The sequence below is a fragment of the Streptomyces sp. NPDC043427 genome (assembly GCF_056436655.1).
Map to the genome: position 1 here is coordinate 107,548 of NZ_JBWKCC010000007.1, position 23,420 is coordinate 130,967.

The 23,420-nt window shown below is 69.7% G+C and carries 21 protein-coding genes; 12 read left to right on the forward strand and 9 right to left on the reverse strand.

Annotated features, from left to right (window positions below):
* The first annotated feature begins 60 nt into the window (after positions 1-60).
* A complete protein-coding gene (locus AC067M_RS15020) occupies positions 61-927 on the forward strand; it encodes a S1 family peptidase (RefSeq protein WP_478697421.1) in 867 nt (288 codons plus the stop codon).
* Between the two features lie 102 nt (positions 928-1,029).
* Here AC067M_RS15020 and AC067M_RS15025 read toward each other — a convergent pair whose 3' ends face one another.
* Positions 1,030-1,260 (reverse strand): DUF7455 domain-containing protein, encoded by a 231-nt coding sequence (locus AC067M_RS15025; protein ID WP_133932828.1) that lies wholly within the window; start codon positions 1,258-1,260, stop codon positions 1,030-1,032.
* Between the two features lie 444 nt (positions 1,261-1,704).
* Between AC067M_RS15025 and AC067M_RS15030 the strand changes: the two genes are divergently transcribed.
* From AC067M_RS15030 to AC067M_RS15055, 6 genes are all read left to right on the forward strand, one after another.
* On the forward strand, positions 1,705-3,825 hold the full coding sequence (locus tag AC067M_RS15030) for a DNA gyrase/topoisomerase IV subunit B (protein ID WP_478697422.1): 2,121 nt from the start codon (positions 1,705-1,707) through the stop codon (positions 3,823-3,825).
* 241 nt (positions 3,826-4,066) lie between these two features.
* Entirely contained in the window at positions 4,067-4,591 is a 525-nt protein-coding gene (locus tag AC067M_RS15035) for a DUF1453 domain-containing protein (RefSeq protein ID WP_478697423.1), read from the forward strand.
* Entirely contained in the window at positions 4,588-5,742 is a 1,155-nt protein-coding gene (locus AC067M_RS15040; RefSeq protein WP_478697424.1) for a sensor histidine kinase, read from the forward strand. The genes AC067M_RS15035 and AC067M_RS15040 overlap by 4 nt, the downstream gene beginning before the upstream one ends.
* Positions 5,739-6,431: a response regulator transcription factor gene (locus AC067M_RS15045; protein WP_478697425.1), complete on the forward strand. Its 693-nt coding sequence runs from the start codon at positions 5,739-5,741 to the stop codon at positions 6,429-6,431. Before AC067M_RS15040 ends, AC067M_RS15045 begins: the two co-directional genes overlap by 4 nt.
* Before the next feature lie 60 nt (positions 6,432-6,491).
* Complete coding sequence (locus AC067M_RS15050) at positions 6,492-7,046, forward strand: DUF485 domain-containing protein (protein WP_478697426.1); 555 nt, start codon at positions 6,492-6,494, stop codon at positions 7,044-7,046.
* Complete coding sequence (locus AC067M_RS15055; protein ID WP_478697427.1) at positions 7,043-8,635, forward strand: solute symporter family protein; 1,593 nt, start codon at positions 7,043-7,045, stop codon at positions 8,633-8,635. Before AC067M_RS15050 ends, AC067M_RS15055 begins: the two co-directional genes overlap by 4 nt.
* 56 nt (positions 8,636-8,691) lie before the next feature.
* On the opposite strand, the gene AC067M_RS15060 is transcribed toward AC067M_RS15055, so the two are convergent.
* Complete coding sequence (locus AC067M_RS15060) at positions 8,692-9,384, reverse strand: response regulator (protein ID WP_478697428.1); 693 nt, start codon at positions 9,382-9,384, stop codon at positions 8,692-8,694.
* A gap of 159 nt (positions 9,385-9,543) precedes the next feature.
* Between AC067M_RS15060 and AC067M_RS15065 the strand changes: the two genes are divergently transcribed.
* The 3 genes from AC067M_RS15065 to AC067M_RS15075 all read left to right on the forward strand — a co-directional run bounded on the left by AC067M_RS15065 (position 9,544) and on the right by AC067M_RS15075 (position 12,378).
* Entirely contained in the window at positions 9,544-10,359 is an 816-nt protein-coding gene (locus tag AC067M_RS15065; protein WP_478697429.1) for an ABC transporter ATP-binding protein, read from the forward strand.
* Entirely contained in the window at positions 10,349-11,212 is an 864-nt protein-coding gene (locus AC067M_RS15070) for an ABC transporter permease (RefSeq protein WP_478697430.1), read from the forward strand. Before AC067M_RS15065 ends, AC067M_RS15070 begins: the two co-directional genes overlap by 11 nt.
* Positions 11,213-11,316: 104 nt before the next feature.
* The gene (locus AC067M_RS15075) at positions 11,317-12,378 is read left to right on the forward strand and encodes an ABC transporter substrate-binding protein (protein WP_478697431.1); all 1,062 of its coding nucleotides are present in this window, start codon (positions 11,317-11,319) and stop codon (positions 12,376-12,378) included.
* Between the two features lie 24 nt (positions 12,379-12,402).
* On the opposite strand, the gene AC067M_RS15080 is transcribed toward AC067M_RS15075, so the two are convergent.
* From AC067M_RS15080 to AC067M_RS15095, 4 genes are all read right to left on the reverse strand, one after another.
* Positions 12,403-13,083, reverse strand: coding sequence for a response regulator (locus tag AC067M_RS15080; RefSeq protein WP_478697432.1), 681 nt, complete (start codon positions 13,081-13,083; stop codon positions 12,403-12,405).
* Entirely contained in the window at positions 13,080-14,750 is a 1,671-nt protein-coding gene (locus AC067M_RS15085) for an ATP-binding protein (protein WP_478697433.1), read from the reverse strand. The genes AC067M_RS15080 and AC067M_RS15085 overlap by 4 nt, the downstream gene beginning before the upstream one ends.
* Positions 14,751-14,843: 93 nt before the next feature.
* Positions 14,844-15,785, reverse strand: a complete 942-nt coding sequence (locus AC067M_RS15090; protein ID WP_478697434.1) for a sucrase ferredoxin — start codon at positions 15,783-15,785, stop codon at positions 14,844-14,846.
* 53 nt (positions 15,786-15,838) lie between these two features.
* On the reverse strand, positions 15,839-17,137 hold the full coding sequence (locus AC067M_RS15095) for a citrate synthase (protein WP_478697435.1): 1,299 nt from the start codon (positions 17,135-17,137) through the stop codon (positions 15,839-15,841).
* 99 nt (positions 17,138-17,236) lie between these two features.
* On the opposite strand from AC067M_RS15095, the gene AC067M_RS15100 reads away from it, so the two are divergent.
* Positions 17,237-18,403, forward strand: coding sequence for a citrate synthase/methylcitrate synthase (locus AC067M_RS15100; protein WP_478697436.1), 1,167 nt, complete (start codon positions 17,237-17,239; stop codon positions 18,401-18,403).
* 143 nt (positions 18,404-18,546) lie between these two features.
* On the opposite strand, the gene AC067M_RS15105 is transcribed toward AC067M_RS15100, so the two are convergent.
* Positions 18,547-18,783 carry a hypothetical protein gene (locus AC067M_RS15105; protein ID WP_133932844.1) on the reverse strand — a complete coding sequence of 79 codons (237 nt, stop codon included), beginning with the start codon at positions 18,781-18,783 and terminating at the stop codon, positions 18,547-18,549.
* 150 nt (positions 18,784-18,933) lie between these two features.
* Complete coding sequence (locus AC067M_RS15110) at positions 18,934-19,485, reverse strand: DUF6082 family protein (RefSeq protein WP_478697437.1); 552 nt, start codon at positions 19,483-19,485, stop codon at positions 18,934-18,936.
* A gap of 317 nt (positions 19,486-19,802) precedes the next feature.
* On the opposite strand from AC067M_RS15110, the gene AC067M_RS15115 reads away from it, so the two are divergent.
* Positions 19,803-20,903 (forward strand): CobW family GTP-binding protein, encoded by a 1,101-nt coding sequence (locus AC067M_RS15115; protein ID WP_478697438.1) that lies wholly within the window; start codon positions 19,803-19,805, stop codon positions 20,901-20,903.
* Positions 20,904-20,962: 59 nt separating this feature from the next.
* Here the strand turns inward: AC067M_RS15115 and AC067M_RS15120 are convergent, their stop codons facing one another.
* Complete coding sequence (locus AC067M_RS15120; RefSeq protein ID WP_478697439.1) at positions 20,963-23,419, reverse strand: DNA gyrase/topoisomerase IV subunit A; 2,457 nt, start codon at positions 23,417-23,419, stop codon at positions 20,963-20,965.
* Between the last annotated feature and the right edge of the window lies 1 nt (position 23,420).

Here is a 23,420-nt window from a genome sequence, read left to right on the forward strand (position 1 = left end):
GGCCGGGGCGCGGTGGATCACTCTGGGTTTCCCACAACCACCCCAGAGTGAGGATCCCGTATGTGTCGTCCCCTTGTACGGGCGTTGACCCGGCCGCTGGTCCTGGCGGCCGCGGCGGCGGTCATACCGTTGCTGTCAGCCGTCCCCGTGGCCGCCGACAGTGTCGTCGTCGGTGGGTTCCCGGTGGACATCTCCGAAAGCCCCTGGACGGTCGCGCTGTCGAGCCGTGACCGGTTCGGGGGTATGCGATCGGGACAGTTCTGTGGAGGTGTGGCGGTCGGCCCGACGACTGTGCTCACAGCGGCCCACTGCCTGAGCGAGGACGTCCTGGGCGCGCCACCGGGCCGCGTGCGCGACTTCAAGGTCATCACCGGGCGTACGAACCTGCTCTCGGACCACGGGCAGGAGATCCCGGTGCGCAGCACCTGGGTGAACCCGAGCTACGACCCTTTGGACAACGCCGGAGACTTCGCCGTCCTCACGCTCGCCGAGCCGCTCCCGTCGACGGCGTTGATCCGCATGGCCGCCGCGGGTGATCCCGCCTACGAACCAGGGGTGGAGGCGGCGGTCTACGGCTGGGGGGACACCACGAGCGCCGGTGACTACGCACCCAGCCTGCGAGCCGCACGCGTGCACGTGCTGCACGACGCCCTGTGTGAGAAGGCGTATCCGGGCGGCGACGAAGGCACGTACCTCGCCACGGCCATGGTCTGCGCCGGGGAGGTGAGAGGTGGCCGGGACGCCTGTCAGGGGGACAGCGGGGGGCCGCTCGTCGCCCAGGGGCGGCTGATCGGGCTGGTGTCGTGGGGGAGCGGCTGCGGATGGCCGGGGAGTCCCGGCGTCTACACGCGCCTGTCCGACGTCGTGCGGGCGTTGAGTCCCGACGAGGGGGCGCGACAGCCCCAGACAGTGCCTCAGGGCTCATGAGCAGCCCTCACCACGGTGTGAGTACGGGCGGCCGCCCCTGGGAGCAGGGGCGGCCGCCCGTGTGCCGGCCTGTGCCGAGCTGGCTCGTCGTGGTGCGAAGCGTCAGCGCTCTTCTTCGGTGGCTGATGCCGGAACGGACGTCAGCCGCTCCGTCTCGTCCTGTATCTCAGCGGCGATCTTCTTGAGTTCCGGCTCGAACTTGCGGCCGTGGTGGGCGCAGAAGAGCAGTTCTCCGCCGCTCACCAGGACAACCCGCAGGTAGGCCTGGGCGCCGCAACGGTCGCAGCGATCAGCGGCCGTCAGCGGGCTCGCGGGGGTCAGAACAGTAGTCACGTCGCCTCTTCTCTAGCTCGACGAGCTGTCGTACCAGGGTCAACATCCAACCAGCCCCAAAACGTTCCCGCTCGTGGCTTCTCCTCGAAAAAAATCCTTCGAGGCGGCCGTCTGCTGCCGGTTTGGCGGCGAATGTGCCGTATTGCGTGTCTGTCGTGTCTTACGGTTTCGCGCTGTCGGTCAGGTGTCAGTCCACCCGGCTGGATTGCCGGTTTGTTCATGAGGACGTGCCCGGAGCCTAAATGGTTCATGCCCCGAAGGGAACGTGATATGTACTTCACTCCAACGAGGGATCGAACGTGTATGCGACTCTGGACTAGGCTCAGGTCAGACGAGGGTGGCGTTACAACGGCTCTACCAGGCCTCGGTACCCTCTGAACGGCTACCGATGCCGCGCCCTTACCCAGAAGGGCCCACCCTGAAATTCAGCGAGGAGCGAACCGCGTGACCGCCGAGACGTCCGTGCCGTCCACAGCGCTGCTGGCAGGAGCAGACCGGGACGGTTCCAACTACACCGCGCGGCACCTGCTCGTCCTCGAGGGCCTCGAGGCCGTACGCAAGCGCCCGGGCATGTACATCGGCTCGACCGACAGTCGAGGTCTGATGCACTGCCTGTGGGAGATCATCGACAACTCCGTGGACGAAGCCCTAGGTGGCTACTGCGACCACATCGATGTGATCCTTCACGACGACGGCTCCGTGGAGGTGCGCGACAACGGTCGCGGCATCCCGGTCGACGTCGAACCCAAGACCGGCCTCTCCGGTGTGGAGGTCGTCATGACCAAGCTGCACGCCGGCGGCAAGTTCGGCGGCGGCAGCTATGCGGCCTCCGGAGGCCTGCACGGCGTGGGCGCCTCCGTGGTGAACGCGCTCTCCGCGCGCCTGGACGTCGAGGTCGACCGCAGCGGCCACACCCACGCCATCAGTTTCCGGCGGGGTGTCCCGGGCGCCTTCGCCACGAACGGCCCGGACGCGAAGTTCGAGGCGGGTGGCCTGCGCAAGACCAAGAGGGTTCCCAAGACCCGCACCGGCACGCGCGTGCGGTACTGGGCCGACCGTCAGATCTTCCTCAAGGACGCCAAGCTCTCCCTGGAGAACCTGCACCAGCGTGCCCGTCAGACCGCGTTCCTGGTGCCCGGCCTGACGATCGTCGTCCGTGACGAGTACGGCCTCGGCGAGGGCGGCAGCAAGGGCGAGGAGTCCTTCCGCTTCGACGGCGGCATCAGTGAGTTCTGCGAGTACCTGGCCTCCGACAAGCCGGTCTGCGACGTCCTCCGCTTCTCCGGTCAGGGCACGTTCCGGGAGACGGTCCCCGTGCTGGACGAGCACGGCCAGATGACCCCCACCCAGGTCACCCGCGAGCTAGGTGTCGACATCGCCCTGCGCTGGGGCACCGGCTACGACACGACACTCAAGTCGTTCGTGAACATCATCGCCACCCCCAAGGGCGGCACCCACGTCGCGGGCTTCGAGCAGGCCATCGCGGCCACCATGAACGAGGTGCTGAGGACCAAGAAGCTGCTGCGCGTCGCCGAGGACGACATCGTCAAGGACGACGCCCTGGAAGGCCTCACCGCCGTCGTCACCGTGCGCCTCGCCGAGCCGCAGTTCGAGGGGCAGACCAAGGAGGTACTCGGTACCTCGGCGGCCCGACGCATCGTGGCGCAGGTAGTCTCCAAGGAGCTCAAGGCGTTCCTGACCTCCACCAAGAGGGACGCGGCCGCGCAGGCCCGCGTGGTCATGGAGAAGGCAGTCGCCGCGGCCCGTACGCGCATCGCCGCCCGCCAGCACAAGGACGCGCAGCGCCGCAAGACGGCCCTGGAGTCGTCCTCGCTGCCCGCGAAGCTCGCCGACTGCCGCAGTGACGACGTCGACCGCAGCGAGCTGTTCATCGTGGAGGGGGACTCCGCGCTCGGCACCGCCAAGCTCGCCCGGAACTCCGAGTTCCAGGCGCTGCTGCCGATCCGGGGCAAGATCCTCAACGTTCAGAAGTCGTCCGTGACGGACATGCTCAAGAACGCCGAGTGCGGCGCGATCATCCAGGTCATAGGGGCCGGGTCCGGGCGAACCTTCGACATCGACACGGCCCGCTACGGCAAGATCATCATGATGACCGACGCCGATGTGGACGGCTCCCATATCCGGTGCCTGCTGCTGACGCTGTTCCAGCGCTACATGCGGCCCATGGTCGAGGCCGGCCGGGTCTTCGCCGCCGTGCCGCCGCTGCACCGCATCGAGCTGATCCAGCCCAAGAAGGGGCAGGACAAGTACGTCTACACGTACTCGGACCGTGAGCTGCGCGACAAGCTCATGGAGTTCCAGAGCAAGGGCATCCGGTACAAGGACTCCATCCAGCGCTACAAGGGCCTCGGCGAGATGGACGCCGACCAGCTGGCGGAGACCACCATGGACCCACGCCATCGCACCCTGCGCCGGATCAACCTCTCCGACCTGGAGGCCGCTGAGCAGGTCTTCGATCTGCTGATGGGCAACGACGTGGCGCCGCGGAAGGAGTTCATCTCCAGCTCGGCGGCGACGCTGGACCGGTCGCGCATCGACGCCTAGCAACACGCCAGCCGCGGCGGCATACAGAGCCCGGGGCCTCTCTGGGCTCCACTGGTGCCTCAGGTGGCAGCAGGGGGGTCCTTCCGCTCGTGCCTCTCCACCCGTGGGTGGAGAGGGCGGGCGGCCGAGGATCCACCCGTGATCCACCCCGGCTCCGATCTGCGGACCTGCGCGTTTCCGTAGCGTCGAAGGCGTCGGCGGCACTCGTCGTCGGCATCCCCTTCCGCTCACGGAGGCTGAGATGTCCGGGCTGGTCAACGCGTTGCTGATCGCGGCCGTGGTCGCCCTGGTGGTCGTACGGCAGTTCCGCGCCCGCCGAATCGACGCGGACCGGCGCTGGTGGCTCGTCCCCGCGATCCTGGCGGTCATGGCGCTGCGCGAGCCCGGCCTGCTCGACGCCCACCACCGCACTGAGTCGCTGTTGCTCGTGGGCGCCGAACTGCTTGTCGGTCTGGCCACTGGAGCGGGATGGGCCTGGACCACCCGGATATGGGCCGCGGCGGACGGCGCCGTCTGGAGCAAGAGCACCAAGGCGAGTGCGGCCGTCTGGATCGTCGGCATCGGACTGCGCGCGGGTCTGTTCGCGTGTGGCGCGCTGATCGGCGTCCATCAGGACAGCTCGGCCCTGATGCTGGGACTCGCCGGCACTCTGCTGGTCCGCTCCGGGATCATGGTTTGGCGGGGGCGTGCGCTGGGCCCGGCTCCGGTGGCACGTACGGCGTACGGTGACACCGAGGCCTGGCTTGCGCGGAGGGAGCGTGTGTGAGGGAGAACGCCTGGACACGCTGGCCTTCCCGGGAGGCGCTGGGCCGCGAGGGAATCTCGGGCCCGCGACGTGTGGTCGGCCGGGCCGTGCGCCTGCTGGTCCTCGGCCTGTTGCTGTGGGGCGCCTTCCACGACAGCCGCGTCCACGGGTGGGTGTTCGGCGCCGGTGTCGGGGGAGTGATCGTCGCCGGGGCGCTGACGTGGGCCTTCTTCCGGACCACGCTCCAGCACCGGCTGGGGCCCTCGCTGGCGGTCCTCTTCCTGCTGTTGGGGCTGGCGGCCGCTGCCCACGCCGCGGGTTTCGGGACTCTTCCGCTCGTCCTGTGGTGCGGATGTGCCATCGCGGCGCTGGAGCGGATGCCCCTCGCGCTGGCGCTGCCCGTCGCCTCGATCGCCTTCGCGGGGTTCGCCGTGGTCGACCGCGGCACCGTGCTGGGTACCGTCGCCTCCGTCGGCGGTATGGCCCTCGCCGGATACACCCTGCGTCTGGACGCCGAGGCCCGCGGCACGGCCCAGCGGTTACTCGCCCAGGAGCGCGCGGCCCGTGCGGCGGAGGCGGAGTCGGCCGCACTGGCCGAGCGCGCCCGCATCGCGCGGGAGATCCACGACGTACTGGCCCACAGCCTCTCGGCGCAGCTGGTGCATCTGGAGGCGGCGCGGCTGCTGATCGAGCGCGGGGCGCAGCGGGAGCACATCCTCGAAAGGGTCGTGGCCGCACGGGGCATGGCACGCGACGGCCTCGCCGAGACCCGGCAGGCGCTGTCCGCGCTGCGTGGCGACCTGACCCCGCTGGAAGAGTTCCTGAGTGGGCTGGTCGACACTGCGGCGGACGGTGCTGAGGTCGCCATTACGGGTGAACGCAGACCGCTGTCGGCCGAGGCGTCGCAGGCCGTGCGCCGGGTCGCCCAGGAAGCCCTGACGAATGTCCGCAAGCACGCCCCGGGCGCAAAGGTGCGGGTGCGGCTGGACTATGGCGCGCACGAGGTGACGCTGGACGTACGGGACTCGGGAGGCGCACCGGGCGACCTCGCCGACGCGGGGGCCGGGTACGGTCTGCTGGGCATGCGGGAGCGCGCCGAACTGCTGGGAGGTTCGCTGCGGGCCGGGCGGGGCGAGGAGGGGTTCGTGGTGACGTTGAAGGTGCCGACATGACGGAGGAGGAGGGGAGGAAACCCGCGCGGGTGGTGGTGGCGGACGACCAGACCGTCGTGCGGGAGGGAATCGTAATGCTGCTGGGTCTGTTGCCCGGCGTCGAGGTCGTCGGTGCCGCCGGTGACGGGGACGAGGCGGTGAGGCTCGTCGCGGAACTGGCCCCGGACGTGGTGCTGATGGACCTGCGGATGCCCCGCTGCGACGGAGTGGAGGCGACGCGGCGGATCCGGACGGAGCACCCCGGGACCCAGGTCGTGGTGCTCACGACGTACGCGGACGACGACTCGCTGTTCCCCGCCCTGAGAGCGGGGGCGCGTGGTTACCTCACGAAGGACGCGGGCGGCGACGAGATCGTGCGGGCCGTGCACAGCGTGCTGTCGGGGGACGCCGGGCTGTCGCCCAGCATCCAACGGCGGCTGCTGGAACGCCTGTCGGAGCCCGGGCCCCGGTCGGCCGGGCCCCCGGAGCCGCCGGACGGGCTCACCGTGCGCGAATCGGAGGTGCTGGTGCTGATCGCCGAGGGTCTCAGCAATCAGGAGATCGCCCGCAGGCTGCATGTCTCCACAGCGACCGTGAAGACCCACATCAACAACCTCTTCGCCAAGACGGGACTCAAGGACCGGGCGCAAGCCGTGCGTTACGCCTATGCGAAGGGTCTGGCGCGGCCACCAGCGGGTGACGTCACCTGATGGGGTGAAGCACGCGGGGAAGAAGAGTCGGGGATCTCCCCGTTCTGTCCATCCTTGGGCATGCAGTCAAGCAACGGTCGCGCGCGCCGCGGCGGGGGTGGGCCCGACAGTTCCGTCGAGGCCCAGGCAGGTCAACGCCCGGCCCCGGCCGAGGCGTCCACGGACGTGCGGTACGACGACCCCTGGTACGACGCACTCGCCTCGGGCTGGGGCGAGTCGGTCGCCGACAACAGGCTCGCTGCGGCCGGCGCGGAGCCGCGCCCGGAGCGGGCTGGTGGGGAAGTGGCCGACGTCTACCTGGAGGTGCAGCGGAGCGCCGCCTTCCAGGAGGTGCGCACTCGGTACCGGAGGTTCGTGGTGCCCGCGTTCGCGGTCTTCTTCACCTGGTACGTGGGGTACGTGGTGACGGCGACCACCGCGCCCGGGTTCATGGCTCGGCCCGTGGCGGGCGCCGTGAACGTGGCGATGCTCGCCGGACTCGGACAGTTCCTCAGTACCTTCCTGCTGACCTGGGGCTACGCCCGGCATGCCAGGCTCCGCAGGGACCGCGCCGCACTCGAACTGCGCTGGGACACCCAGGAGCTGGCCCGTGGCGCCCGCGGTGGTGCGTCGTGACCGACAACCATCAGACGCTGGCGTTGCTGCTGTTCAGCGGGTTCGTCGCGGTGACACTGGGGATCACGACCTGGGTGAGCCGCAACAGGCGTGGTTCGGCGGAGGAGTTCTACGCGGGCGGGCGGCTCTTCTCGCCGATGGAGAATGGTTTTGCCATTGCGGGTGACTACATGTCGGCCGCCTCCTTCCTGGGGATCTCCGGGCTGATCGCGCTCTTCGGCTACGACGGGCTGCTGTACTCGGTGGGCTTCCTGGTGGCCTGGCTGGTGGTGTTGTTCCTCATCGCCGAACTGGTGCGCAACTGTGGGCGGTTCACGCTCGCCGACGTGGTCGCGGCCCGGATGAGGGAGCGGCCGGTGCGGATCGCGGCGGGAACTTCCTCCATCACCGTGTCCGTTCTGTATCTGGTGGCGCAGATGGTGGGCGCCGGCAGCCTGGTCGCGCTGCTCCTCGGGCGGACAGGCGGGGCGGCACAGGCCTGGGCGGTCATCGGCGTCGGGGCGCTCATGGTGATTTATGTGTCGTTGGGAGGAATGCGGGCCACAACGTGGATCCAGATCGTCAAGGCGGTCCTGCTGCTCGGCGGCACCATCGCGCTCACGGTGCTCGTCATGATGCGGTTCCACGGCGACTTCGACCGACTGCTGCTGACGGCGGCCGAGCGCAGCGGTCATGGGGCGGCGTTCCTGGCTCCTGGGCTGAGGTACGGCGGTGACTGGACCGCGCGCTTCGACTTCATCAGCCTCGGGCTGGCCCTGGTGCTGGGCACGGCTGGGCTGCCGCACATCCTCTCCCGTTTTTACACCGTGCCCACCGCACAGGCGGCACGGCGTTCGGTGGTCTGGTCGATCGGGCTCATCGGGGGCTTCTACCTGATGACGATCGTCCTCGGCTTCGGAGCGGCGGCGATCGTCGGTCCCGAGGCGGTCCGCGGTTCGAACGCGGCCGGGAACACGGCGGTCCCCCTGCTCGCCCTCGACCTGGGCGGCGGTGCCGACTCCACCGGCGGAACGGTTCTGTTCGCGATCGTCGCCGCCGTCGCCTTCGCCACGATCCTCGCGGTGGTGGCTGGATGCACCCTCGCCGCCTCGGCATCGGTGGCCCACGACCTGTGCGCGTCACTGCGGCGCGCTGGCTCCGAGCCGCGCAGTGAGGTGGCCGTGGCGCGGATGGCGGCGGTCGGTGTCGGGGGCGTCGCGATCGCCCTCGGCCTGCTGGCCCGCGACCTCAACGTCGCCTTCCTGGTGGGCTTGGCCTTCGCCGTCGCCGCGTCCGCGAACCTGCCGGTGCTGCTCTACTCGCTGTTCTGGCGCGGCTTCACCACACGCGGCGCCGTGTGGGCCGTATACGGCGGGCTGATCCCGGCCGTCGTGCTCGTGCTGCTGTCGCCGGTGGTGTCGGGCAGCCCCGAGTCCCTCTTCCCGGCCGTGGACTTCCAGTATTTCCCATTGGAGAACCCCGGCCTCGTCTCGATCCCGCTGGGCTTCGTCACCGGCTGGCTCGGCACGGTCACCTCGGCCGAGGCCCCGGACGAGGCCAAGCACGCGGAGACCGAGGTGCGGTCCCTGACGGGGGCGGGGGCCGTGTAGGGGGCGCGGCCGCCATCCTCGTAGCGCGTCCGCCTCCAGAGGCCGGGGAGCGGCTGCTAGGGCGCCACCCAGGCGTAGCGGTGTTCGGGGCGGCCTGTATCGCCGTACTTCAGGGAGAGGCGGAGGCGGCCGGCTTGTTCCAGGTGGCGGAGGTAGCGCTGGGCGGTGGAGCGGCTCAGGCCGGTCTCGGCGGCGACCTCGTGGGCGGAGAGGGGGTGGTCCGCGCGGTGCAGTACCGCGCAGATCAGGTCGGTGGTCGGCTCCGAGTGGCCGCTCGGCAGCCCCGGTGACGACGGTGCCGGGGTGGTGCGCAGGGCGCCGAAGATCCGGTCGACCGTCTCCTGGCCGGCGATGCCGCGGCCGCCGACCCGGTCGACGGTGCGGCGCAGGGCGGCATAGGAGTCGAGGCGGCTGCGCAGCGCCGCGAAGGTGAACGGTTTCACCAGGTAGTGCAGGGCGCCCAGGCGCATGGCGGTCTGCACGGTGGTGACGTCATGGGCTGCCGTGATCATGATGACGTCGGTGCCGTGGCCCTGCTCCCGCATGCGGTGGACGAGCTGGAGACCCGTCTGGTCGGGCAGGTAGTGGTCGAGCAGGACCAGATCGATGGTGCCGCGTTCGACGGTGGCCAGGGCCTGGGCGGCGCTGTGCGCGCGGGCGGCGACCCGGAAGCCGGGAACCTTGCCCACGTACTTGGCGTTTATCTCAGCGACGCGGAAGTCGTCGTCCACGACCAGGACGTCAATCATCGGGCCTCTTTCCTTCAAGCCCAGGCGCGAAAAGCCCGTGTTTCAGCTCCGTTGTTGTAGCGCGAGCAAAACGAGCACAACAGGCCGTTGCAAGCAAAAGAAGCGCATGTGCCCACAAGGCTGCTGTCGTGGCCCGGGTCACACCTACTGTCCCCGGCCATGAGCGCAGACACCAGCCCCGCCATCGAGTTGCGGGGCGCGAGCAAGATCTTCAAGACCCCGTCGGGGGGTCTGCACACGGCCGTCAGGGGCCTGGACCTCACGGTTCGACGTGGCGAGTTCGTGGCCGTCGTGGGACCGACCGGCTGTGGTAAGTCGACCACGTTGACACTGGTCAGCGGCCTGGAAGAGCCCACTGAGGGCGAGGTTCTGGTCACCGGGCAGCCGGTCCGGGGCGTCGGCGACAAGGTCGGCTTCGTCTTCCAGCAGGACGCCACCTTCCCATGGCGCACGGTTCTGTCCAACGTCATGGCGGGCCCCCGTTTTCGGGGTGTGCCGAAGGCCGAGGCGAAGCAGAAGGCCCGCGAGTGGCTGGCCCGGGTCGGCCTCACCGCCTTCGAGGACCGCTACCCGCACCAGCTCTCCGGCGGCCAGCGCAAGCGCGTCGCGCTCGCCGCGACCTTCGTCAACGACCCCGAGATCCTGCTCATGGACGAGCCGTTCTCGGCCCTCGACGTCCAGACCAGGGCGCTGATGTCGGACGAGCTGCTGGAGCTGTGGGAGGGCACAGGCGCGTCTGTCGTCTTCGTGACCCACGACCTGGAGGAGTCCATCGCGCTGGCCGACAAGGTCGTCGTGATGACGGCGGGCCCCGCCACCGTCAAGCACGTCTTCGACATCGACCTGCCCCGGCCGCGCAAGGTCGAGTCCGTCCGCCTGGAGGCGCGCTTCATCGAGATCTACCGCGAGATCTGGGAGTCCCTCGGCGAAGAGGTCCGCATCACCCGCGAGAGGGGTGCCGCTCATGTCGCATGAGGTTCTCAGCACACCGGTCGTCGACACGGTCAAGACCCCGAACCGTGCCCAGTCACGGGCCCGCGCGGCCCGCAGACGCAAAGCCGTCGTCACCGCCGCGCGCGTGCTCCTCCTGATCGGCGTCCTGGGCCTGTGGGAGTTGCTCGCCCGGACCAAGACGATCGACCCGTTCAACTTCTCCATGCCCTCCAAGATCTGGGACCAGATCTACACCTGGGTCATGCACGGCACCGCGCTCGGTTCCCTGGGCGAACAGATCTGGTACACGCTGCACGAGGCACTGCTCGGATGGGTCATCGGTGTCGTCGCCGGTGTCGTGTGCGGCATCGCCCTGGGGCGGATCACCTTCCTCGCCGATGTCCTTGGTCCATACATCAAGGTGCTCAACTCCATCCCCAGGATCGTCCTGGCACCGATCTTCGTGATCTGGTTCGGCCTCGGGCCCGCCTCCAAGGTCGCGTCGGCCGTGGTCCTGGTGTTCTTCCCAGTCTTCTTCAACGCCTTCCAGGGTGCCCGCGAGGTCGACCGCAACCTGGTCGCCAACGCTCGCATTCTCGGTGCGAGCGACCGCCGGGTGACTCTTCAGGTGGTCATCCCCTCGGCCACCTCGTGGATTTTCACCAGCCTCCACGTGAGCTTCGGCTTCGCTCTCATCGGCGCCATCGTCGGTGAGTACATCGGCGCGACCAAGGGCATCGGACTGCTCGTCGCGCAGTCGCAGGGCACCTTCAACGCGGCCGGTGTGTACGCCGCGATGGTCATCCTCGCGGTCGTCGCGCTCGTCGCGGAGGGGTTGCTGACGTTCGCCGAGAGCCGCATCTTCCGGTGGAAGCCGTCGGGCTCCGACAGCTGAAGCCCTCGACCGAACCCTCGCTCCTGCTCGCTCCCCCTCACTCCCATCGCTTCTCCGGGTGCGTCTTCTGCCCGCACCGCCCTCTCACAAGGACGTGAACCGCCATGCGCAAGCCCGCCAGATACGCCGCCCTGGCCGCCGCCGGACTGCTCGCTCTCTCCTCACTCACCGCCTGTGCCAACGACGCGGCGAGCACCGCGTCCACCGGTTCCGGCAGCAAGGGCGACGGCAAGGGGACGAAGGTCAAGATCATGGTCGGTGGCCTCGACAAGGTCATCTACATGCCCGCGATCCTCACCCAGCGGCTCGGCTACTTCGACGCCGAGGGCCTCGACGTCGAGCTGCTCAGCGAACCTGCCGGCGTGCAGGCCGAGACCGCACTCGTCTCCGGTCAGGTGCAGGGCGCGGTCGGCTTCTACGACCACACGCTCGACCTCCAGGTGAAGGGCAAGGCTGTCGAGTCCGTCGTGCAGTTCTCGCACGCGCCCGGCGAGGTGGAGGTCGTCTCCAACAAGGCGGCCGACGACATCACCTCGCCCAAGGACTTCAAGGGCAAGAAGCTCGGCGTCACCGGCCTCGGTTCCTCGACCGACTTCCTCACCAAGTACCTCGCGGTCAAGAACGGCGTGGACGTCAGCGAGTTCACGCCGGTCGCCGTGGGAGCGGGCCCGACCTTCATCTCGGCGCTCCAGAAGGGCGCCATCGACGGAGGCATGACAACCGACCCGACCGTCGCGACGATCCTCTCCAAGCGGGCGGGCAAGATCCTCCTCGACATGCGCACGCCCGCCGGCTCGCTCGAGGCGCTCGGCGGGCCCTACCCGTCGTCAAGTCTGTACATGCAGACGGACTGGGTGAACAGCCACAAGGACACCGTCCAGAAGTTGGCCAATGCATTCGTCAAGACGCTCCAGTGGATGTCCACCCACAGCGCCTCCGAGATCGCCGACAAGATGCCCGCTGACTACTCGCAGGGCAACAAGGTCCTCTACGCGGCGGCGATCAAGAGCACCCTGCCGATGTTCACCAAGGACGGCGTCATGCCCAAGGACGGTCCCGAGACCGTCGAGAAGGTCCTCAAGGCGTTCAACCCGAACATCAAGAACGCCAAGGTGGACCTGAGCAAGACGTACACGACGGAGTTCGTCGAGAAGGCGGCCGGCTGACCGCTGCTCCCCGACGTACGGCCCTCACGCGCGGGTCGCCCACACGTAGCGGTGTTCCGGGCGGCCCGCGTCGCCGTATTTGAGGGTCAGCCGAGCCCTCCCCGTGCGCTCCAGGAGCTTCAGATAGCGCTGGGCGGTCTGACGGCTCACCCCGGTCCGGTCGGCGATCTCCTGGGCCGACAGGGGCCCCTCTGCGTTCATCAGGGACTGCCGCACGAGCTCCGCGGTGGTGGGGGAGTGGCCTTTGGGCAGCCCGGGCTCCGAAGACGCGGACAGCGCGCCGAAGATGCGGTCCACGTCGGCCTGTTCCGCCTCGCCGCCGCCGTCGAGGGTGCGGCGCAGCTCGGCGTACGCTTCCAGCTTGGCGCGCAGACCCGCGAAGTTGAACGGCTTGACCAGGTACTGCAGCGCCCCGTGCCGCATCGCTGCCTGCACCGTGGAGACGTCCCGCGCGGCCGTCACCATGATCACGTCGGTCTGGTGGCCGCGGCGGCGCATCTCCTGAACCATCTCCAGACCCGTCTCATCGGGCAGATAGTGGTCCAGGAGGATCAGGTCCAGTCGAGGCAGCGCCTCCAATTGCCGCAGCGCCTCGCCCGCGCTGTGCACCTCGGCGGCGACACGGAAGCCCGGCACCTTCTCGACGTAGGCGGCGTTGACCTGGGCGACCCTGGCGTCGTCGTCCACGACCAGGACCTCGATCATCGCGTCTCCTCCTCGGCAGTGTGCTTCGCGGGGGCGGTCAGCGCGGGTTCCAGGGCCGCTTCGGTCAGCGCCTCGGGCAGGACGACACTGAACTCCGCGCCGCCGCCGTCCGCCTCGGTCACGGCGATGCTGCCACCCTGCCGCTCGGCGAGTCTGCGCACCAGGGAGAGCCCGATCCCGCGCTTGCCGTGTGCCGGCGGCTTCTTCGTGGACCACCCTTCGGTGAAGACCAATTCTCGCTGCTCGGCAGGGATTCCGGGTCCCGTGTCCCGCACTCGCAGGACGGCGGTTCGTCCCTCGGAGCGCAGCTCGACCTCCACGCGCGCGTGCGGGGTGCCCGCGACGGCGTCGAGCGCGTTGTCCACCAGGTTGCCGACGACCGTGACCAGTCCTCTGGGGTCGATCAGCCGGTCCGGGAGCCGGGTGCGGTCCGAGACCCACAGGGCGACGCCACGCTCGGCAGCGACGGTGGCCTTGCCGACGAGCAGAGCGGCGAGCAGCGGGTCCTCGATCTTCTCGGTGACCTGTTCCGCGGTGGCCCGGTGGTCGCCGACCACCTCCCCGACGAACTCCACGGCGTCGTCGTACATCTCCAGCTCGAGCAGCCCGAGCAGCGTGTGCATGCGGTTGGCGTGTTCGTGATCCTGCGCGCGCAGGGCGTCGATGAGCCCGTGCGTGGAGTCGAGTTCACGGCCGAGCTGTTCCAGCTCGGTGCGGTCGCGCAGGGTGGCGACGGCGCCGCCGTCGTCGGTGGGCATGCGGTTGGTGACCAGTACGCGCTGTCCGCGCACGGTCAGCAGGTCCGTGCCGCTCACCCGGCCGGCCAGGACGTCGGCCGTGCGTCCCTCGCCGAGCGCCTCGTCGGGAGAGAGCCCGACGACCTCGTCGCCGATGTGCAGCAGACGTTGGGCCTCGTCGTTGAGGAGGCGGATCCGGCCGGCGCGGTCCAGGGCGACGACGCCCTCCCGGATGCCGTGCAGCATCGCCTCCCGCTCCGCCAGCAGTCCCGAGATGTCCGAGAAGGCCAGGTCTCGGGTCTGCCGCTGCACCCGGCGGGAGATCACCCACGCGGCCAGGGCGCCCACGGCCAGCGCACCGCCGGCGTACGCGAACAGCCCCGGGATGGCGTGGATCAGACGGGCCCGGACACTGTCGTACTCGATGCCGACCGAGACCGCACCGACGATGTGGCCCTCGCTGTCACGCAGGGGCACCTTGCCGCGGGCGGAGCGGCCCAGGGTGCCGCTGTCGATCTGCATGACCTCCTTGCCGGCCAGGGCCTGGCTGGGGTCGGTCGAGACGATGCCGCCGATCTGCTTGGTGTCCGTGTGCGACCAGCGCACCCCGCGCGTGTTCATCACGACCACGTACTCGGCTCCGCTGGCCTTGCGGATCCGTTCCGCCTCCCGCTGCACGGGCCCGTCGACCGACGGACGCGTGTTCTCGAGGTCCCCGGCGATCTGCGGCATGGCCGCGGTGGTCTGCGCGATCGCGAGGGCACGCCGCATCGCCTGGTCATCGAGTTGATGACTCAGCGGTGCGAGGAACAGTCCGGTCGCGAGCACCACGACTCCCGCGGCGATCGCCAGTTGCATCATCAGGATCTGTGAGAACACCCGGCGCGGCATGCCCAGGCGAAGGCGGCGGGCAGGGGGAGTGGGGCTCATACCCACGACGGTACGTGGGGGCGTGGGCCTTGCCGTAGGGGTGTGGCGTGGATCTCTCGGCCGCAGTGCGCGGTCGTCGTTTGCCCGAAGGCGTCAGCTCGCCAGCGCGGTGGCCGCCAGTTGACGCACCTCCACGACGTCCATCCGTCCGGGCGTCCCCAGCACCGACGCTCCGCAGCTCTCCGGGCGGGGCGGCAGGGACGCGCCCTGCGCCACGACGACCTGCCAGTGGCGCCCGTCCACGTGGGCGACGGTCACCTCCCAGCGCGGTGCGGCGCCGACCGTGCGTACGACGCTCAACGCGTCCGCCGCGTACTCGCCGACCGCCCCGCGCACGGCCAGCTCGGCCGCCTGACCGGGGCGGCCCCAGGTGGAGCGCCCGCGGCACCCCTCCACGACGAGTCGGCCCTCCTGCACGCCGTGCACGACCTCCTTGACGGTGTGCGCCGCGGCCCGGCCGTATGCGTAGCCGTACGGCAGGACGAGCACCGTCGGTGAGAATCGATGGCCACCCAGATGGGTGACCTCCCAGACGCCCGTCACACCTGACGCGGCGAGCTCGGCGGCCAGCGGCCGACCGAGGAGGGCGCAGCAGCGGTCGCGCTTGCCGTTGGTGCAGACGAGGGCGAGCGGGTCGCCCGTGTGGGGGCCGCCCTGCAGAACGGTGTCGAAGGAGCCGCGGTCACCCCTGCCGAGCGCGGCGAAATCGAGGTTCAGCAGCTGGCGCGGGTCGGTGATGGTTGCGCCATGCAGCCACACCCGGCCCGGGGTGGTGTGGGCCGCGTACACCCGGCGCAGGTGCGGTGTGCCGAAGTCCGCGTGCCGCCCGGGACGGCGGATGAGTGCGATGCGTACGCCCGTGTCCTCGGCGGCTGCCTCCAGGGCGCGCCCCAGCGCGGGGTCCAGGTGGCTCGAAGTGAGCGCCTTGGCGCCCCAGGGGCCGGGCTGTTCCAGGAGCAGCCAGGTACGCGCCGTCGCCGCGGTTCCGGAAACGGGCTCGTCAAGGTCCTGCGAGACGGTCGCACACGCACTCACAAAGGTGAGCCTAACCTGATTTCCGACGGGTTGCTTCCGGCCCTGCCGCCGCCCTACTCCGCGAGGGGCTGGGATGTCTGCGGCGAGACCTGGGAAGCCTCCGGCAGGGGCTGGGGCGGCGTCGGGCCCACGTAGTGCCCGCTCGGGCGCATACGCAGCGGGCGTTCGCCGTACTCCTCCAGGGCGTGCGCGATCCAGCCCGCGGTCCGGGCGACCGCGAAGATCGTCTCGCCCGCCGTGGAAGGCATGCCGGAGGACACCGTCAGGACGGCGAGGGCCAGGTCGACGTTGGCGTGCAGCGGTGTGTGGCGGGCGGTGGTGGCCACGATGTCCCGGGCTGCGGCGAGCGCGGGCGCGGCATGGGGGATCTCCGCCAGGAGGGCGAACAGGGCACGCGCGCGTGGGTCCTCGGCGGCATAGAGCCGCTGCCCGAGGCCAGGGATGCGACGCCCGGCCCGAAGTTCGTCCGCGATCACAGGGGCCGCGTCGCCGTGGTCGAGCACCTCGAGCAGCAGCCGGTGGGCGAGCCCGCTGGCCGCGCCGTGCAGGGGGCCCTCGATCACGCCCAGCCCGGCGGAGACGGCCGCGTAGGCGTGCGCACGGGCCGACGCGGCGACGCGGACCGCGAGCGTGGAGGCGGCCAGGTCGTGGTCGACCAGCAGGCCGAGGGCGGCGTCCAGGACGCGCAGTGACGCCTCGTCGGCGGGCCGCCCACTGAGCCGCGCCCACAGGCGGTGGGCCAGCGGGCCTTCGTCCCGGTGGCCGCGCCGCTGCGTCGGCAGGGAGGTCACGAGCGTGGGGATGAGGGTACGCGCGGTGCCGAGCACGGCGTCCTCGGACAGGTCGAAACGCAGTGGATCCGCCGCCGAGGCGGCGATCGCCGCGACCCGCAACCGGTCGGTGGGGCCAGTGTGTTCGGGCAGCGCGTCGACCGCGCGGCGGGCGACCGCCACCGAGGCCTCGGGCGCGGTGAAGGTGATGCCCGGGCGCAGCCGACCGGTCCACAGCCACTCGGCGATCTCCTCATAGGTGTGCCGCGCGGCCAGCTCGGTCGCGTCGACGCCCCGGAAGTAGTACCGGTCCTTCTCGATGAGAGTGATGCGTGTTTTTACGGCGAGTTCGCCGCCGGCCTGCGGACTCCCGCCGCTCTCCCGCCTGTTGCGCCGGGCGAGCGCCTCCACCTCCTGGGCGTCGAAGGTGCTGCCCCGCCCGCCGGGCACGCGTCGGCTACTGAGCTGACCCCGACTTACGTACGCGTACACGGTCTCGGGTTTCACGCCGAGCAGTTCGGCGGCCTCCTTCGTGCTGAGCCGTCGTTCCGGGTGGCCGGGGCCGGGTTCCAGGTCGCGCATGAGGGTCACCGTATCCATCCCAGAGGAATATTGATTCAATCAATATTGACAGTAATCGAGTCAAGCATGGACAGTCGAATCAAGTCCAGGGAGGAAATCATGTCCGTCAACAGGTCGGCAGCCGCTCTTGTCGACGTCCCGCGAGGACTCGCGGGCGTCGTCGTCACCGACACCGAGGTGGGTGACGTTCGGGGGCTCGAGGGCTTCTACCACTACCGCCAGTACTCGGCCGTCGAACTCGCGCAGACCCGCAGCTTCGAGGATGTCTGGCACCTGCTCGTCCACGGCGAACTGCCGGACGCCGCACGTGCCGCCGCCTTCGCTTTCGAGACCGCGGCCCTGCGCCGCCTGCCCGCCGAGGTACGCGCCGCCCTGCCCGGCATCGCGGCCGCCGGGCGGGACTCGGGCCCGCTCGCCGGGATGCGCACGGCACTGTCGCTGCTGGGCGCGGCGAAAGGCTTCCGTCCCGTGTACGACATCGACGCCGACCGGCGCCGCGAGGACACCGTGGTGGCGGCCGCGGCCGTACCGACGTTGCTCACCGCGCTGCACCGGTTGGGCCAGGGGCTCGACCCCGTGGAGCCGCGCGAGGACCTCTCGTACGCGGCGAACTACCTGTACATGTTGACCGGCACCGAACCGGACCATCAGCAGGCTCGGGCCATCGAGCACTACTTGATCTCAACTATTGATCATGGATTCAATGCGTCAACCTTCACGGCGAGGGTGATCGCGTCGACAGGCGCTGACGTCGCGGCCTGTCTCGTGGGCGCGGTCGGAGCGCTCTCGGGGCCCCTGCACGGAGGAGCGCCCAGCCGTGCGCTGGACACCTTGGATGCGATCGGCACCCCCGACCGCATCGCCCCCTGGATCCGTGAACGCGTCCTCGAGGGCGACCGCATCATGGGCTTCGGTCATGCCATCTACCGCACTGAGGACCCCCGCTCCCGCATGCTCCGTGAGATCGCCCAGCAGTTCGGCGGCCCCCGCGTCGACTTCGCCGTCGAGGTGGAGCGACAGGTCGAGGCCATCCTTGCCGAGCTGAAGCCCGGCCGTGAGCTGCACACGAACGTCGAGTTCTACGCGGGCGTGGTCATGGAGCTGTGCGGGCTGCCCCGCGAGATGTTCACGCCGACATTCGCGGCGGCGCGGGCGGTGGGCTGGAGCGCCAACATCCTGGAGCAGGCGGAGGACAGGAAGATCATCCGCCCGGTGGCGCGCTACGTGGGGCCCGGAGCGCCCGTGGCCGTGCCGGCGGCGGCCTGAGAAACACGTGTGGCCTGGTGCCGTTCTGGCGCCAGGCCTCATCGGAGACTCACCGAGCAGCGACGGGGTGCCGGGCTGCTCGCCGGACGGGCGCCCGGCTCACTCGACGGTTGCGCGTGTGCCGGGGATGGCGACGGTAGGGCTCAGGCGTCGGGGATGTCTGCCTTGGCGCGAATGAGGGTCTCCCGGCTCACGACCACGATTCGCTCGTAATCGGCACGGGAAGCATCGGCAGGCAGTTCTCGCTCAAGCGCCTCGGTGGCCTCGGTGCCGATGACGGCGAAGTTGCCGTCGCTCAGCTCGAACACGTCCGGGCAGTTGGCTCCAGAGGTACTGCCACGGGCGCTCGGAGGCACACCGATGCGGCGCACGATCTTCAAGGGTTACCGGTCCTTACAGAAGATTTGGGCACATGCTCGGCAGCACGTTACTGGGATACATGAGGTGTACGTGTCTCCATGGGCGAAAGTCACCCAGCCGGGTTGCCGGTGCGAAGGACTTGACCGGTGTGCCTTTCGGGCGGCGCGCAGTCAATCCGTCGGAGGCTCGCCCACCACCCACCACTCGTCCGTGTCAGCCTCGTCGAGGTCCTTGATCAGACCGTCGACCATCCGGCCGATCCTGGCCTCGTCGGACGAGTGCTTCAGAGTGGCGCGCTGACCTCTGGACGCCTCCCAGTACTCCCGCACGACAGGGCTCTGGAAGATCTCACGCAGACGCCCGTACAGCTCCTCCTGGTCGAGCATCCCGGCTCGGTAGAGGTGGTAGAGGTTGACGTACCAGGCGTTGGCGTAGAAGAACTGGCGTCGCTTCTCCGCCGGGATGCTCTGGTCGTAGGTGTCGATCACGGAAGCCAGGGAGGGGTCGTCGATCGCCTTCGCCAACAGTTCCCAGTGCATGCGCTGTTGGTGCGCCAGAGCCTTGCGCTGTGAGGCCAACTCCTCCAGTTTCAGCCTCCGCACCTCCATGCGCGCTTCCTCGAGCCGTCGTTGACGCGCGGCCAGCGTCAGTCCGGCGGTGACGAGCAACAGGCCGGCTGCGGCCGAGCCCAGCCTCCCCGCTGCATTCCTCTGTGTGGCCATGTCAACCCCCGAATCAGGCGGCCGTCCGCCGGTCGTCGGGGTGCGGGTGACTGAGGGGGACCGGCGAGTGGGCGGCGCTTGCCGTCTCCCAGGGTGCCGAGCGGCTCTGGTCGGCGGGGAGGCGGAGAGGAGGCGCACGGAAGGAAGTGAGGGTCGCACGCTCCGGCGCCATGCCCAACGTCTGCCCCGCCAGTGCTGCTAACAATCGTTCACTTCGCGGTGATTCTCCCGGCTCGTATCCTGGGACAGCATTCAATCCTCGTACGTGCGCCGGGACCGCGAGCCGGTGCACGCGTCGGTGTGAGAGAGGTCGCGCGTTGGGGCACAGCAGTCCGCAGCAGGTTCCGGTCGTCGTACTCGCCGGATTCCTCGGCTCCGGGAAGACGACTTTGCTCAACCACCTCCTCCACCACAGCGGCGGCAGCCGCATCGGAGCCCTCGTCAACGACTTCGGCGCCATCGAGATCGACGCCATGGCCGTGGCCGGCGCACTCGGCGACTCGACCGTCTCCCTCGGCAACGGATGCCTGTGCTGTGCCGTGGACGTCGGCGAGCTCGACGTCTACCTGGAGCGGCTCGCCAGCCCCGCCACCGGCATAGATGTCGTCGTCATCGAGGCCAGTGGACTCGCGGAGCCCCAGGAACTGGTGCGCATGGTGCTCGCCAGCGAGCATCCCGGGATCGTGTACGGAGGGCTCGTCGAGGTCGTCGACGCCGCCGAGTTCGACGACACCCGCGCCCGGCACCCCGAGATCGACCGGCATCTCGCCCTCGCCGACCTCGTCGTCGTCAACAAGCTCGACCGGGCTCCTGACGCCGAGCGCGTCCTCGGCCTCGTCCGGTCGCTCACGGACCGGGCCCCGGTCGTCCCCGCCCGGTACGGGCGGATCGACCCCGAGTTCCTCTTCGACTGCCGGCCGAGCGAGGAGCGCATCGGCCAGCTCTCCTTCGACGACCTCCACCAGGACTCCGGCGACGATCACGCCGGTCACCTGCACACCGCGTACGACAGCCTGTCCTTCGTCTCCGAGACGCCGCTCGACCCGCGGCGGCTGATGACGTTCCTCGACAGCCGGCCCGAGGGGCTCTACCGGATCAAGGGGTACGTCGACTTCGGACCGTACGACGTCCGCAACCGCTACGCCGTCCATGCTGTCGGGCGGTTCCTCCGCTTCTACCCGGAGCCCTGGGCGGCCACCGACGAACGCCTCACCCAGCTCGTCCTCATCGGCTCCGACATCGACGCCCCCGCACTCGGCAAGGAACTGGAGGCGTGCAAGAGCGACGCCCCACACGCCGACGAACACGGCATGTGGGGCGTCCTGCGCTACGTACGGGACCCCGACGACGACCGAGAAGGCCACCCGCACGAGGACGACGCACAGGTGGATCCCGACGACGAGGTTCTCGCCGACTAGGCGTGTTGTGAAAGTCCCGTCGTCCGCCCGCAGGGCAGGCGGGACTTTCACAACACGGGCTAGACCGGCCCGGCCACCACCCACACCGTCTTCGCGAGCGACACGCCGGAACCGTCCCGGCGCGGGTCCATCTCGGGGAGTTCGGCCGGGGTGCCGTTCTTCTGGGCCGCCCGGGCGGGCACATGGCCGGCCCAGGCCAGCGACAGACAGTCCTCGCCCTTAAGGAACCGCTGGCAGCGGACACCGCCGGTCGCGCGGCCCTTGCGCGGATACTGGTCGAACGGGGTCAGCTTCGCCGTGGTCTGGACGGAGTCGTCCAGTGTGCCGCGCGAGCCCGCGACCGTGAAGACCACCGCGTCCGCCGCCGGGTCCACCGCCGTGAAAGAGATGACCTTGGCGCCCTCGGCGAGCTTGATGCCCGCCACGCCACCCGCCGGCCGGCCCTGCGGGCGGACCTGGGAGGCCTGGTAGCGCAGCAACTGGGCGTCGTCCGTGATGAAGACCAGGTCCTCCTCGCCCGTGCGCAGCTCGACCGCGCCGACGATCCGGTCACCCTCCTTGAGGGTGATGACCTCCAGCTCCTCCTTGTTGGACGGGTAGTCGGGGACCACGCGCTTGACGACGCCCTGCTCCGTGCCCAGGGCGAGGCCGGGGGACGACTCGTCGAGCGTGGTCAGACAGACCAGCGTCTCGTCGTCCTCCAGGGAGACGAACTCCGTGAGCGGGGCGCCGCCCGAGAGGTTCGGGGCGGACGCCGTGTCCGGGAGCTGGGGCAGGTCGATGACGTTGATCCGCAGCAGGCGTCCCGCCGAGGTGACCGCGCCCACCTCACCGCGGGCCGTCGCCGGGACCGCGGAGACGATCACATCGTGCTTGACGCGCCGGGCGTCGGCGTCCTGCGTGAAGGGCTCGCCGTTCGCGGTACGGGCCACCAGGCCCGTCGAGGACAGCAGGACGCGACACGGGTCGTCCGCGACCTGGAGCGGCACGGTCGCCACCGGGGCGCCCGAGGACTCCAGCAGCACCGTACGCCGGTCGGTGCCGAACTTCTTGGCGACCGCGGCCAGTTCGGCGGAGACCAGCTTGCGCAGCTCCGTGTCCGACTCCAGGATTCGGGTCAGCTCCGCGATCTCCGAGTTGAGCCGGTCCTTCTCCGCCTCCAGCTCGATGCGGTCGTACTTGGTCAGGCGGCGCAGCGGGGTGTCCAGGATGTACTGGGTCTGGACCTCCGACAGCGAGAAGCGCTCCATCAGGCGCTCCTTCGCCTGGGCGGAGTTCTCGCTGGAGCGGATCAGTCGGATGACCTCGTCGATGTCGACCAGCGCCGTGAGCAGGCCCTCCACCAGGTGCAGACGGTCGCGCCGCTTGCTGCGGCGGAACTCGCTGCGGCGGCGCACGACCTCGAAGCGGTGGTCGAGATAGACCTCCAGGAGCTCCTTCAGGCCCAGCGTGAGCGGCTGGCCGTCCACCAGCGCCACGTTGTTGATGCCGAAGGACTCCTCCATCGGCGTCAGCTTGTAGAGCTGCTCCAGGACGGCCTCCGGCACGAAGCCGTTCTTGATCTCGATGACCAGGCGCAGGCCGTGCGCACGGTCGGTGAGGTCCTTGACGTCGGCGATGCCCTGGATCTTCTTCGAACCGACCAGGTCCTTGATCTTGGCGATCACCTTCTCGGGACCGACCGTGAAGGGCAGTTCTGTCACGACCAGACCCTTGCGGCGCGCGGTCACGGTCTCCACCGCCACCGTCGCCCGGATCTTGAACGTGCCGCGGCCCGTCTCGTACGCGTCCCGGATGCCCGCCAGGCCAACGATCCGGCCGCCGGTGGGCAGGTCCGGGCCGGGGACGTGCCTCATCAGGGTGTCGAGATCCGCGTTCGGGTGGCGGATCAGATGGCGGGCGGCGGCGATGACCTCGCCCAGGTTGTGCGGCGGCATGTTCGTGGCCATGCCGACCGCGATGCCCGACGCGCCGTTGACCAGGAGGTTCGGGAAGGCGGCGGGCAGGGCCACCGGCTCCTGCTCCTGACCGTCGTAGTTGGGCGTGAAGTCGACCGTGTCCTCGTCGATCGACTCGGTCATCAGGCTCGTCGCCGCGGCCTGGCGGCACTCCGTGTACCGCATGGCCGCCGGCGGGTCGTCGTTGCCCAGCGAGCCGAAGTTGCCGTGCCCGTCGACGAGTGGCACCCGCATCGAGAAGGGCTGGGCCATGCGCACCAGGGCGTCGTAGATCGACGCGTCGCCGTGCGGGTGGAGCTTGCCCATCACCTCGCCGACCACGCGGGCGCACTTCACATAACCGCGGTCGGGGCGCAGGCCCATCTCGTTCATCTGGTAGACGATGCGGCGATGGACCGGCTTGAGGCCGTCCCGGGCGTCGGGCAGGGCACGGGAGTAGATGACCGAGTACGCGTACTCGAGGAAGGAGCCCTGCATCTCGTCGACGACGTCGATGTCGAGGATCTTCTCCTCGTACGAGTCGTCGGGCGGCGGGGTCTTCGTGCTGCGGCGGGCCATC

Coding starts and splice junctions, on each gene's coding strand:
- AC067M_RS15120 (WP_478697439.1), bottom strand. CDS start 23,419: ATGGCCCGCCGCAGCACGAAGACCCCGCCGCCCGACGACTCGTACGAG.
- AC067M_RS15050 (WP_478697426.1), top strand. CDS start 6,492: ATGCAGTCAAGCAACGGTCGCGCGCGCCGCGGCGGGGGTGGGCCCGAC.
- AC067M_RS15045 (WP_478697425.1), top strand. CDS start 5,739: ATGACGGAGGAGGAGGGGAGGAAACCCGCGCGGGTGGTGGTGGCGGAC.
- AC067M_RS15110 (WP_478697437.1), bottom strand. CDS start 19,485: ATGGCCACACAGAGGAATGCAGCGGGGAGGCTGGGCTCGGCCGCAGCC.
- AC067M_RS15060 (WP_478697428.1), bottom strand. CDS start 9,384: ATGATTGACGTCCTGGTCGTGGACGACGACTTCCGCGTCGCTGAGATA.
- AC067M_RS15080 (WP_478697432.1), bottom strand. CDS start 13,083: ATGATCGAGGTCCTGGTCGTGGACGACGACGCCAGGGTCGCCCAGGTC.
- AC067M_RS15020 (WP_478697421.1), top strand. CDS start 61: ATGTGTCGTCCCCTTGTACGGGCGTTGACCCGGCCGCTGGTCCTGGCG.
- AC067M_RS15070 (WP_478697430.1), top strand. CDS start 10,349: ATGTCGCATGAGGTTCTCAGCACACCGGTCGTCGACACGGTCAAGACC.
- AC067M_RS15095 (WP_478697435.1), bottom strand. CDS start 17,137: ATGCGCGACCTGGAACCCGGCCCCGGCCACCCGGAACGACGGCTCAGC.
- AC067M_RS15075 (WP_478697431.1), top strand. CDS start 11,317: ATGCGCAAGCCCGCCAGATACGCCGCCCTGGCCGCCGCCGGACTGCTC.
- AC067M_RS15100 (WP_478697436.1), top strand. CDS start 17,237: ATGTCCGTCAACAGGTCGGCAGCCGCTCTTGTCGACGTCCCGCGAGGA.
- AC067M_RS15065 (WP_478697429.1), top strand. CDS start 9,544: ATGAGCGCAGACACCAGCCCCGCCATCGAGTTGCGGGGCGCGAGCAAG.
- AC067M_RS15035 (WP_478697423.1), top strand. CDS start 4,067: ATGTCCGGGCTGGTCAACGCGTTGCTGATCGCGGCCGTGGTCGCCCTG.
- AC067M_RS15085 (WP_478697433.1), bottom strand. CDS start 14,750: ATGAGCCCCACTCCCCCTGCCCGCCGCCTTCGCCTGGGCATGCCGCGC.